The sequence below is a fragment of the Microbacterium sp. KNMS genome (assembly GCF_053851835.1).
This window is the reverse complement of record NZ_JBSQBP010000018.1, coordinates 1-11,142: the sequence shown is the minus strand read 5'-3', so window position 1 is coordinate 11,142 and position 11,142 is coordinate 1. Positions and strand designations below refer to the sequence as shown.

The window sequence follows — 11,142 nt, the reverse complement described above, 5'->3', positions numbered from 1 at the left end:
CCCGAAGGAACGCCATGGCCGTCGCCAGCCGACTCGTGAAGCCCGAGACGCAGGAGCTGCTGCGCCTGACCGTGCTGCGCACGCAGCGACTCTCCCCGCACTGGATGCGCGTCACCCTCGGCGGCGGCGACATCGCGCGCTTCCGCCCGATGGGCTACGACCAGTGGTTCCGGATCTTCCTCCCCGTGCACGGGGAGGCGGGGCTCGAGCGGGTGCCCGCGAAGGCGAACCGCCTCTTCGGGTACCTGAAGTTCCTGCGGATCCCCGAGGGGATGCGGCCCGCGATGCGCAGCTACACCGTGCGCGCGTTCCGCCCCGCGGATGGCGCGGCGGGCGCCGAGCTCGACGTCGACTTCGTCGTGCACGAGGCTCCGGACGGCTCGATGGGCCCCGCGCCGAGGTGGGCGGTCGCCGCGCAGCCGGGCGAGGACGTCGCGATCATCGACGAGGGCCTCGTCTTCCATCCCGAGCGCGGCACCGATCGCGTGGTGCTCGTCTCGGATGAGACGGGGGCGCCGGCGATCGCGGGCATCTGCGCATCGCTCCCCGCCGACGCGACCGGCCTCGCGATCATCGAGGTGCCGTCGCACGACGACGCGCTCCCGTTCGCGCACCCCGAGGGAGTCGCCGTGCACTGGGTCATCCGCGAGGATCCGCACACCCGCCCGGGCGCCGCCGCCCTCGCGGCGCTGCGCGATGCCGCGCTCCCGACCGAGCGCTTCCACGCCTTCCTCGTCGGGGAGCAGCAGCTCGCCACCGGCGCGCGACGGCTCCTCGTCCACGAGCGCGGCGTCGACAAGGCCGATATCGGCTTCTGCGGATACTGGCGGGTCGGGGCCGGCGCGGGCGGGTGACCGAGGCCGCTCAGTCGGCGTAGTCGGGCGCAGCGGGGAGCCCGAAGAACTCCTCGAGCGTGTGGTAGCCGCCCTCGTGGTAGGCCTGCGCGAGCTCGACCCCGATGTAGCGCAGGTGCCACTGCTCCGGGTTGTAGCCGGTCGTGTCGGTGTGGCCGCTCTCGTAGCGGACGATCCAGCCGTGCCGCCACGCGTTCTCGACGATCCAGTCGCCCTGCGGCGTGCCGGCGATGTCGTAGATCGTGCCGCAGCCGCCCGACGTGCAGGCCACGACGTCGGCGGCGAGACCGAGCTGGTGCTCGCTGAAGCCCGGGCGCGCGGAGATCGCCTCGGCGCCCTCCTCTCCGAGCGCGCCGATCTGCCCCTGGAACGTGCTGACCTGGGTCTGATACGAGCGGTACCCGCTCTGGAGCGCCACGTCCCCCGCGCCCGATGCGGCGGCATCCGCCACGAGCGCGTCGAGAGCGGCGGCCGCGTCCGGCCGCAGGCCGCCGCCGACGAGGCTCCGCGTACCCGCGGGCACCATCACCTCGGGGGCGTAGTCGATCGGGTTCACGGGCCGCTGCTTGTTCACGACGACCCAGGGCTGCGTCGGGTCGTCGAGGCGGATGCACGAGGCGCCCTCCGCCGCGGCCTCGCGGAACTCCTCCGCTCCGCCGAACGCGGCGATGACCGCGGCGGCGTCTCCGGCCGCCGCTGCGGCGGGCGACTGGCACGGATCCTCCGCGACGACCACCTCGAACTGCGGCACGGGCAGCGACTCGATCGAGCCGGGAGGCGTCTCGACGGGCGCCGGCGACGCCGTCTGCACGGACGACGCGTGCGCGGGGCGCTCGTCGTGGGCGACCGACCAGACGGCACCCAGGACGCACGCGGCGACGACGCCCGCTGCGGTCGCGAGCACGACGAGGCCGCGCCCCGAGAGCAGCCGCGGCGGCCGCGCCGCATGTCGCGCGACGAGCCCGCGGCGCCGTGCGTAGCGCCCGTTCGTCATGCCCCCATTGTCGCGGACCCGACCCTGACGATCCTCCGACTCCCCAGATCGAACTTCTGTCCAGTGCAGACTTGACATCAGTTTCGGATATCTGTTCTATGGAGGGATGAGGTGGCAGGGGCAGCGTCTGGGTGCCGTGGACGCATCGGCACTCCCCGGTCTCGACCGCGTCGACGCCGGCGTGCGGACCGTCACCACACCCGAGTTCGCGGGGATGACGTTCCACGAGGTGATGGCCAAGTCGGCGCTGAACCACGTTCCCGGGCCGAGCTCGATGCCGTTCGACTGGACGATCAACCCGTATCGGGGCTGCAGCCATGCCTGCGTGTACTGCTTCGCTCGCGGAACGCACGAGTACCTCGAGCTCGACGCCGGGCGCGACTTCGACTCCCAGATCGTCGTGAAGGTGAATGTCGCAGAGGTGCTGCGGCGCGAGCTCTCCCGCCCGTCGTGGCAGCGCGAGCACGTCGCGCTCGGCACGAACACCGACCCGTACCAGCGAGCGGAGGGGCGCTACCGGCTGATGCCCGACATCATCGATGCGCTCGCGGACTCGGGGACGCCGTTCTCGATCCTCACGAAGGGCACGCTGCTGCGGCGGGATCTCCCGCAGCTCGCGAGGCGCAGAGCGGATGTCGACATCTCGCTCGCGATGTCGATCGCCGTCTACGACGATGCGCTCCAGCACGCGATCGAGCCGGGGACGCCCTCGGCGCAGGCGCGGCTCGACACGGTCCGCGCGGCGGCCGACCTCGGATTCCGGGTGCAGGTCTTCCTCATGCCGATCGTGCCGCACCTCAGCGACTCGGTCGAAGCGCTCGACGATGCGCTCGCGCGCGTGAAGGCTTCGGGAGCGCACCGGGTCGTCTACGGCGCGCTTCATCTGCGGCCCGGCGTCAAGCCGTGGTTCTTCCAGTGGCTGCAGCGCGAGCATCCCGACCTCGTCCCCGCGTATCGCGGGCTCTATCCCGGGGCGTCCGTCGAGGCGCCGAAGGGGTACCGCACGTGGCTCGCGCAGCGCATCCGCCCGCTCATCCGCGCGCACGGACTGAACGGCTATGCCGAGGAGGACGAGCCCCCGCGCACACGCGTCACGCCGCGCGCGGCACCGCGGTTCATCGAGACGCGCTCGGCTCCGGCGGCGGCGCCCACGCTGTTCTGAGCGCTCACCCCGAGTACGACACGCCCCACCGCAGCACCCACTCCTCGCCGGGCGCGAGCCACGTGAGCGCTCGACCGGAGTTGAAGGCGTCGGCGGGGGCGGTCATCGGCTCGATCGCGACGGCCAGGTCGCGCCCGGGATAGTTCTCGGTCGTGAAGACCTGCACGAAGCCGAAGCTCTCGTCCTGCCACACGGTGAGCGTGCGCCCGTCGGGTGCGGTCAGAGTGGTGCGGGCGAGCCCGTCCTCCCCTCGCACGACGTCGCCGTACGCGCGATCGAGCGCGACGTCGCCGAGGCGCACGCCGCCGCGGAGGTCTGTCGCGTCGTCGACGTCGTGCTCGGCGACGGGCAGCATCCGGTCGTCCACCTCGAACCAGGTCGTCCCCGGCGCAGCGATGACGAGATCCGCCGTGTCGACGCCGCCGATCTCGAAGAACGGGTGAGTGCCGAGCGCGACGGGCGCCTCGCCATCTCCCGCATTCCGGATGCGGTGCGTCACCGCGAGCCCGTCGTCGACCAGGGTGTAGGTCACGCTCGTGGCGAGGGTGAACAGGTAGCCGGTCTGGGGATAGACGACGGCCGACAGCGTCGCCTCGGCGTCGCCCGCGACGATCTCGTACGGCGCGAAGCGGAGCAGCCCGTGGCTCGCGTTGCCGTACTTCGGCTCGGAGATGCCGAGCTGCTCCGTGGCGCCGCGCTGCGACCAGCGTCCGTCGCGGATGCGGTTCGGCCATGGCACGAGCACGATGCCCGATGCGGATGGCGTCCGCTCGCCTTCCGGGTACCGCGACACGAGGTCGACGCCGCCGACCGTCAGCGCGCGCAGCGACGCCCCGACCTGCGCGATCTGCGCGGTGACCTCGCCCAACGCGCCCTGTGCCCGGAGAACGACCTGCTCGCCGGTCGGATCGATTCGCTTCATCGCCACTCCCTGCTTCCGCGACCACCCGCCGCATCCCCAGTATCGCGCTCCGCGGCCGTCCGAGCCCGCCGGCGCGGCTCGCTGGCGGCACTCGATCGAAGCAGATCGCGTCGGACTGCCCTATGCGAATCGACCGGTGGTCAATTCGATAGCCATTCGCGTCTCTCTTGAATGGGGTAGATTGAGCGCGCGACAAGTCAGGGGAAGCGAGTCATGCGCTCGCACTCGGCTTTCGCTTCAGCGCGAGCCGTCAGCGGCCGCGCCGCAACCGGCGACGGCCGTGCCCGATCCGCCGCGCATGTCCCCCGGCAGACCGAGCGCGTCACGGGTGTCGAACCCGTTCCGACACCCCCGCCAGTTGCGGTACGCCCCGTTCCAACTAGGGCGGCCGTTCCGGCGCGCCCGCCGGCACCGGTACCGCCGGCACACGCGATGCCGCCCGCGAGCACACCGGCGCAGCCTCCCACTGCGGCGCCGAGGCCGACCGCCACACCAGCGCCGGCTCCGCTCACGCGACGCGCAGCGCGAGATCGCCGGAGATGATGTGACGTGGGCTTCCGTCAGGACGTCCGTGACGACTTCCCACCGGGATGGTGGCGCTCGGCGGCGTGGTGGCGAGCCGGCTTCGTCGACATGGGCACTCGCACGCTCATCGTCATAGCCAGCGCACTGATGCCGCGTCGCATACGCACCGCGCTGCGGGCACGGTGCATTCCGACTCAGCTGGCTCCGTTGGACGACCTGCTCGACGCCTACCTCGCCGCCGTCCTCGTCAATCTCGGCGCGTGCGCCGCCGCAGCGTGGTGGCTCGGAACGGGTTCACCTCACGTCCTCGTTGTGGTCGCCATCGCGGCCTACGCGATCGCGAATACCGTTGCCGCGCTCATCGTGATCATCACTGTGAGCCGCTCGCGCCTGACGCAGGCGGCTGAATGGGCGGTGCTTGACTACATCGACCGCCATGCGCCCCGCAGAGGGCGCCCACCCGAGACGATCGCCGAGTACGACGCCGAGCGGCTGAAGAACCTCTGACGCGCTCTTACTGTTCGCACCCAGGCTGCTCGAGGGCGCGGGCCTTGATCGCCTCTGCACCGGGCGTACCCTCGGGGATGAGAGTGAGGTCGGAGTTCGACGACGTGGCCGATACCGTCCCATCCTCATTCAACGTGAGTGTCGACGATGCAATGTGCTCCGAACCCCAATCGACACGTGCGCCGACGATTAGTCCAGTGTCCTCCACCCAGATGTCCGACTGGTCGCACTGGCTCATTTCCCACGTCACCGTCGTGCCTTCGAACGTCCACGTCCAGAAGGCGCCCATCATCGAGAGCTCTGTGGGGGTGTCGTCTCCGTCATCGAGGAGGTACCTGCCGTCCGGGACAACGACCGCCTCCTCAGGCTGCGGCTCGGGGGTCGCGGGGGCCTGGGTGGCCTCCGCCGAGCGCACCGGCTCCTCAGCGCCTCCTGCCGACGGCGCTGACGGCGCGCACGCGGCGACGCCGAAAGTCAGGCCAAGCACGGCAGCGGTTGTGACAGCGGCGCGCGCCGCGATCGTCCTCTTCAGCATGGATCCATCCCGTCAATGCGGATTACGACGGTCCCCCCAAACGGACCAGCACCATCCTGGCATAGGCGATCGACGCCATGAACGCACTCACCGGGTACCTTCACCGACTCCGACGGCCTGGCCACCCCTCTGCGATACCGTGTAGCCTCCCGACGGCAGCGCCTTTTAGACGGAGAGGGATAGCCGAGATGAGTGACGCGCACGACAACGAGTGGCTCGACGAGTTCATGGCCTGGGAGAAGACTCTCGACGAATTCGGCATCGACGGAGAGGACCCCGATTGGGAGACCAAACTCGCCGCCGCCCAGCGCGAGAAGTGGGAACGCGAACAGGCCGAGCAGAAGGCCGGCTCCCCGGAGCCGAACGGCGCCGAGTAGAACTCCGATAGGCCTCGTTCGCTGCGGCGGTCGTCACCCGGCGCAGTTGGGATTCGCCGCGACGAGTGCCTTCACATCGTCTGCCTCGGGTGAGCCGTCGGGGAAGAGGACGAAGGTGTCGTACATGTCCTCGACGCCCACGCTCCCGTCTTCGTGAGGCGTGAGAATCGGCGTCTCGCCGTCATAGCTGTTCCAGCGGACGCTCTGCCCGACGATCTCCCCCGATCGCTCGAACAGCGGACGCTCCTCGGTGCATTCGAATTCCCCGAAGTCGACGGCGGCTCCCTCGAACGTCCACGTGGTGAAGATCCCGCGCTGCGACAGCGGGGTGCCTGGTTCGCCTTGGTCGTCGAAGACGGCGTAGTACACGCCGTCGGGAACCGCAAGCGCCTCCTGTTCAGGCTGCGTCGGAGTGGGGGAGGCGGGGCTTTCCGTGGGCCCCGATGGCACCGGCGCTTGAGCGCCGCCGGATGGCGCTGACGGCGCACATGCCGCGACGCCGAAGGTCAGGCCGAGCACGGCGGCGGTCGTGACAGCGGCGCGCGCCGCGATCGTCCTCTTCACAATGATCCATCCCGTCAATGCGGATTACGACGGTCCCCCCGAACGGACCAGCACCATCGTGGCATAGGGCCAAATGACCGCGCTCGCCGGCCCTCCGAGTTTGCTAGCCTGGCTAAAGACTTTCGCCGAACAGGAGCTCCATGCGCGACCGCCGCACGCCCGCAGCCCTTCCCTCCGCACCCCGGGTCCAGACGGTGAGGCCGCAGGACGGCAGCCGCCCCCGTGCACCGCGCTGGCTGCGCATCCTCCTCCCCTCAGTGCTCATCCTCGTCTGGTTCGCCGCCGCATCCATCGGCGGGCCGTACTTCGGCAAGGTCGACGAGGTCTCATCGAACGACCAGACGACGTACCTGCCGGAGAGCGCCGACGCGACCGCCGTGCAGCAGCGCCTGTCCGACTTCACGGACGGCGACGCGATCCCCGCCGTCGTCGTGTTCTCGTCGGATGAGCCCCTCGACGGCGATGCCCTCGCCGCGATCGACGACCGGCTCGCCGCCGCGGCCGACCTGCCCGCCGTCGACGAGGTGTCGCCGGCCATCCCCTCGGAAGACGAGCTCGCGGCGCAGGCGTTCGTGCCCGTGTCGTCGGGGGCCGAGCTCGGGGAGGCGATCTCCGAGCTCGGGAGCACGCTCCGCGACGGACTCCCGGACGGGGTCGAGGTCCACATCACGGGCCCGGCGGGCTTCTCGAACGACCTCGTGTCGGCGTTCGCCGGCATCGACGGCATCCTGCTGCTCGTCGCGCTGCTGGCCGTGCTCGTCATCCTCGTGATCGTCTACCGATCGCTTCTCCTGCCGCTCGCGGTGCTGTCGACGAGCCTCTTCGCGCTGTGCGTCGCGCTGCTCACCGTGTGGTGGCTCGCCAAGGCGGGCGTCCTGCTGCTGAGCGGGCAGACGCAGGGCATCCTCTTCATCCTCGTCATCGGGGCCGCGACCGACTACTCGCTCCTCTACGTCGCCCGCTACCGCGACGAGCTCATCCACGAGGAGCGCCGCTGGACCGCCTCGATGCGTGCGCTGCGCGGGTCGTTCGAGCCGATCCTCGCGTCGGGCGGCACCGTGATCGCCGGGCTCCTCTGCCTCCTCCTGAGCGACCTCAAGTCGAACAGCACCCTCGGCCCGGTGGCCGCCATCGGCATCGTCTTCGCGATGCTCTCGGCGCTGACGCTGCTGCCCGCTCTGCTGTACGTGTTCGGGCGGGCGTCGTTCTGGCCCCGCCGCCCGGTCTACGCGCCGAACGCGCCGTCGGCCGCGGTGCCGTCGCGCGGGCTCTGGGCGCGTGTCTCGCGTCTCGTGGAGCGACGGCCCCGACTCATCTGGATCGTCACGGCGCTCGTCCTCGCGGCGGGATCGCTCGGCTTCACCCAGTTCCAGGCGTCGGGCGTGCCGCAGTCCGAGCTCGTGCTCGGCTCGTCCGAGGCGCGCGACGGGCAGGCGGTGCTGGGCGAGCACTTCGCGGCAGGCTCGGGCAGCCCCGTGTACGTCGTCGTCGCGGAGGACGACCTGCAGGCCGCGGCCGACGTGCTCCTCGCCGAAGACGGGATCGACGGCGTGGCCGTGTCGGCCGACACCGACAGCGGCACGGCGCCCGTCACGGAGGACGGCGTCACGGCATTCGGGCCTCCCGGAACGCCCGCGCCCGCGCCGACGGTGGCGGATGGCGATGTGCTGCTCCAGGGGACGCTCGCGGATGCCGCCGACTCGGCCGATGCGGAGCAGACGGTGCGCGACCTGCGCGCGACCCTCGAGGACGCCGTTCCGGGTGCGCTCGTCGGAGGCGTCACGGCGACCGACGTCGACACGAACGACGCCTCGATCCACGACCGCAACCTCATCATCCCGGTGATCCTCGCGGTCATCCTCGTGATCCTCATGCTGCTGCTGCGCGCCATCCTCGCGCCCGTGCTGCTCATCCTCACGACCGTGCTGTCGTTCGGAACGGCGATGGGCGTCTCGGCGCTCGTCTTCAACGAGCTCCTCGGCTTCCCGGGCGCCGACCCCGCGGTGCCGCTCTACGGGTTCGTCTTCCTCGTCGCGCTCGGCATCGACTACAACATCTTCCTCATGACGCGCGTGCGCGAGGAGTCGCTCGCGCACGGGACCCGCGACGGCGTCCTGCGCGGTCTCGCGATCACGGGCGGCGTCATCACGTCGGCTGGCCTCGTGCTCGCGGCGACGTTCACGGCGCTGTCGGTGATCCCGGTGCTGTTCCTCGTGCAGCTCGCGTTCATCGTCGCGTTCGGCGTCCTGCTCGACACGTTCGTCGTCCGGTCGCTGCTCGTGCCGGCGCTCGCATACGACATCGGCCGTGCCGTCTGGTGGCCGTCGAAGCTCAGCCGCGGCGAGCGCTGACCGGAGCGCTGGCGCAGAACGGCCCCGTCGGATGACGGGGCCGTTCTTCATGTACCGGGGCTACGCGGTCAGCTGCTCCGCGGTCGGGGCGCCCGCGAGCTCCTCGAGGAGGTCGTCGCCGGGGCGCACCTGGTCGAAGGGCGCGTCGATCTCGGCCCGCTCGAGCAGCTCGCTCATGCGGCGCTGGCGCATCCGCGTGATGAGCGTGACGACACGGCCCTCGCGGCCGGCACGACCTGTGCGGCCCGCGCGGTGCAGGTACGTCTTGTACTCCGTCGGCGCGTCGGCCTGGACCACGAGATCGACGTCGTCGACGTGGATTCCGCGCGCGGCGACATCCGTCGCGACGAGCACCTGCGCGCGACCCTTCGAGAACTTCTCGATGTTGCGCGTGCGCTTGGCCTGGTTCAGGTCGCCGTGGAGGGCGACGGCCGTGAGGCCCGCGTCTTCGAACTGCTCGACGAGCTGCTCGGCGTAGGCGCGGGTGCGCGAGAAGACGAGCGTCTTGCCCTCGCGGTCGACGAGCGTCTCGAGGATCTCGCCCTTGCTGCGCTGGTCGATCACGAGCACGCGGTGGTCGATCGTGCCCGAGTCCTGCGTCTCGCCGGCGACCTCGTAGACCGACGGCTCGACGAGGAACTCGTCGACGAGCGCGGCGACCTCGCGGTCGAGCGTGGCCGAGAACAGCAGCTTCTGCGATCCGTCGGCCGTGAGACGGAGGAGACGCTGAACGGGCTCGAGGAAGCCGAGCTCGCACATGTGGTCGGCCTCGTCGAGGACGGCGATGCTGATCTGCGAGAGGTCGAGCTTGCCCTGCGCGTGCAGATCCTCCATGCGCCCGGGAGTGCCGATGATGATGTCGACGCCCTTCTTCAGCGCGCCCACCTGGCGGGCCTGCGGCACGCCGCCGTAGATCTGCGTCGTGAAGAGGCCGACGCTGCGCGCGATCGGCTGGATGGTCCGGTCGATCTGCAGGGCGAGCTCGCGCGTCGGGGCGAGGATGAGCGCGACCGGCGCGCGGCCGAACTCGCGCTTCTGGCCGGCCTTCGAGCGGAGCACGCGCTCGACGAGCGGTGCACCGAACGCGATGGTCTTGCCCGAGCCCGTGCGTCCGCGAGCGAGGACGTCGCGGCCCTCGATGATCGGGGGGATGGTCGCAGCCTGGATCGGGAACGGCTTCGCCGCGCCGAGCTCGGCGAGAGCGCGCTCGATGTTGTCGCCGAGGCCGAGCTCGCCGAACGACACGTCGACGGCCTCGCTCGTCTGGACCGCCTGGGCCTCGAGACGCTCGTGGACGACGTCGATCTGCTGCTCCTGCGCGTCCGAGCGCGCGGGGCGCTCGTCCCGACGCGGACGGTCGTCGCGGAACGACGGGCGGTCCGTCCGGGGCGCGCGGTCGTCGCGGGTGAAGCGCGGGCGCTCGGTACGGTCGTCGCGGTTGAATCGGGGGCGCTCGTAGCCACCCTCGCGACGCTGGTAGCCACCGTCGCGACGCTGACCGCCGAAACCACGGTCCTCCCGACGCTCGAAGCCGCCCTCGCGACGCTGGCCGTTGTCACGACCGGCGAAACCGCCCTCACGGCGCTGGCCGGCGTAGCCGCCCTCGCGACGCTCGAAGCCACCCTCGCGACGCTGACCGTTGTCACGACCGGCGAAACCGCCCTCACGACGCTGGCCGGCGTAGCCGCCCTCGCGACGCTCGAAGCCACCCTCGCGACGCTGGCCGGCGTATCCGCCTTCACGGCGCTGACCACCGAAACCGCGGTCGTCGCGACGCTCGTAACCTCCCTCGCGACGCTGACGGGCGTATCCGCCTTCACGGCGCTGACCACCGAAACCGCGGTCGTCGCGGCGCTCGAAGCGGTCGCTCGACGAGCGGTCGAAGCGGTCGCCGTCACGCGCAGTGCGCGCGTCGTCGCGACGCGGGCCGCGAGACGCACCGTCGTTGCCGCGGAAGGGGCCGCCGGGCCTCTTCTTGGCGTAGCGGGGGTCGAAGTTCTGAGCCGGACGACCGCCGGCGGGCTTCTTGTTCTTGGGCATGGGTGTGTCCTTCGGGTTCTCGCACGAGAACAGCGCTCGACGCACGCAGGCGCGAGCAGACCCGGACAGTCGTCGGCCGGGGGCCATTCATGTGATGGTTCATGCGCGTCGATCGACGCTCACCATCGGCCCCTGGACTCACACCTTGCCAAAACGTCCGCGCTGCGCGCGCGGTGTCCGAAGCCGACCGGACGACACTACCGGACCGGTCTGGGAAACCGCCCGGCAGGCCATCCGCCGTCCCCCGAATCGGACTCATGGGGCCCCTGTCGACTCATGAGCCCGACACGCGCACACCAGCCCCAGCGATC

At 70.9% G+C, this 11,142-nt stretch carries 10 protein-coding genes; 5 read left to right on the top strand and 5 right to left on the bottom strand.

The window, feature by feature from the left end:
• The first annotated feature begins 14 nt into the window (after nt 1–14).
• Complete coding sequence (locus ACWXWW_RS11985; RefSeq protein ID WP_455970061.1) at nt 15–854, top strand: siderophore-interacting protein; 840 nt, start codon at nt 15–17, stop codon at nt 852–854.
• 10 nt (nt 855–864) lie between these two features.
• On the opposite strand, the gene ACWXWW_RS11980 is transcribed toward ACWXWW_RS11985, so the two are convergent.
• On the bottom strand, nt 865–1,848 hold the full coding sequence (locus ACWXWW_RS11980) for a M15 family metallopeptidase (protein WP_455970060.1): 984 nt from the start codon (nt 1,846–1,848) through the stop codon (nt 865–867).
• Between the two features lie 106 nt (nt 1,849–1,954).
• On the opposite strand from ACWXWW_RS11980, the gene ACWXWW_RS11975 reads away from it, so the two are divergent.
• Nucleotides 1,955–3,010, top strand: coding sequence for an Rv2578c family radical SAM protein (locus ACWXWW_RS11975; RefSeq protein ID WP_324012813.1), 1,056 nt, complete (start codon nt 1,955–1,957; stop codon nt 3,008–3,010).
• Between the two features lie 4 nt (nt 3,011–3,014).
• Here the strand turns inward: ACWXWW_RS11975 and ACWXWW_RS11970 are convergent, their stop codons facing one another.
• Nucleotides 3,015–3,932: an aldose 1-epimerase family protein gene (locus ACWXWW_RS11970; protein WP_455970059.1), complete on the bottom strand. Its 918-nt coding sequence runs from the start codon at nt 3,930–3,932 to the stop codon at nt 3,015–3,017.
• 549 nt (nt 3,933–4,481) lie between these two features.
• On the opposite strand from ACWXWW_RS11970, the gene ACWXWW_RS11965 reads away from it, so the two are divergent.
• Nucleotides 4,482–4,964, top strand: a complete 483-nt coding sequence (locus tag ACWXWW_RS11965) for a hypothetical protein (RefSeq protein ID WP_282979336.1) — start codon at nt 4,482–4,484, stop codon at nt 4,962–4,964.
• A 7-nt stretch (nt 4,965–4,971) separates the two neighbouring features.
• On the opposite strand, the gene ACWXWW_RS11960 is transcribed toward ACWXWW_RS11965, so the two are convergent.
• Nucleotides 4,972–5,499, bottom strand: coding sequence for a hypothetical protein (locus tag ACWXWW_RS11960; RefSeq protein ID WP_455970058.1), 528 nt, complete (start codon nt 5,497–5,499; stop codon nt 4,972–4,974).
• 188 nt (nt 5,500–5,687) lie between these two features.
• Here ACWXWW_RS11960 and ACWXWW_RS11955 point away from each other — a divergent pair, with 188 nt between their 5' ends.
• A complete protein-coding gene (locus ACWXWW_RS11955; RefSeq protein WP_282979334.1) occupies nt 5,688–5,876 on the top strand; it encodes a hypothetical protein in 189 nt (62 codons plus the stop codon).
• Between the two features lie 33 nt (nt 5,877–5,909).
• On the opposite strand, the gene ACWXWW_RS11950 is transcribed toward ACWXWW_RS11955, so the two are convergent.
• The gene (locus ACWXWW_RS11950; protein WP_455970057.1) at nt 5,910–6,395 is read right to left on the bottom strand and encodes a hypothetical protein; all 486 of its coding nucleotides are present in this window, start codon (nt 6,393–6,395) and stop codon (nt 5,910–5,912) included.
• 185 nt (nt 6,396–6,580) lie between these two features.
• On the opposite strand from ACWXWW_RS11950, the gene ACWXWW_RS11945 reads away from it, so the two are divergent.
• Entirely contained in the window at nt 6,581–8,791 is a 2,211-nt protein-coding gene (locus ACWXWW_RS11945) for an MMPL family transporter (protein WP_455970056.1), read from the top strand.
• 60 nt (nt 8,792–8,851) lie between these two features.
• Here ACWXWW_RS11945 and ACWXWW_RS11940 read toward each other — a convergent pair whose 3' ends face one another.
• Entirely contained in the window at nt 8,852–10,831 is a 1,980-nt protein-coding gene (locus tag ACWXWW_RS11940; RefSeq protein ID WP_455970055.1) for a DEAD/DEAH box helicase, read from the bottom strand.
• Between the last annotated feature and the right edge of the window lie 311 nt (nt 10,832–11,142).

Bases quoted from the DNA above. Each gene is read 5' to 3' on its own strand.
- ACWXWW_RS11985 (WP_455970061.1), top strand. From the start codon at position 15: ATGGCCGTCGCCAGCCGACTCGTGAAGCCCGAGACGCAGGAGCTGCTG.
- ACWXWW_RS11975 (WP_324012813.1), top strand. From the start codon at position 1,955: ATGAGGTGGCAGGGGCAGCGTCTGGGTGCCGTGGACGCATCGGCACTC.
- ACWXWW_RS11945 (WP_455970056.1), top strand. From the start codon at position 6,581: ATGCGCGACCGCCGCACGCCCGCAGCCCTTCCCTCCGCACCCCGGGTC.
- ACWXWW_RS11940 (WP_455970055.1), bottom strand. From the start codon at position 10,831: ATGCCCAAGAACAAGAAGCCCGCCGGCGGTCGTCCGGCTCAGAACTTC.
- ACWXWW_RS11960 (WP_455970058.1), bottom strand. From the start codon at position 5,499: ATGCTGAAGAGGACGATCGCGGCGCGCGCCGCTGTCACAACCGCTGCC.
- ACWXWW_RS11955 (WP_282979334.1), top strand. From the start codon at position 5,688: ATGAGTGACGCGCACGACAACGAGTGGCTCGACGAGTTCATGGCCTGG.
- ACWXWW_RS11980 (WP_455970060.1), bottom strand. From the start codon at position 1,848: ATGACGAACGGGCGCTACGCACGGCGCCGCGGGCTCGTCGCGCGACAT.
- ACWXWW_RS11970 (WP_455970059.1), bottom strand. From the start codon at position 3,932: ATGAAGCGAATCGATCCGACCGGCGAGCAGGTCGTTCTCCGGGCACAG.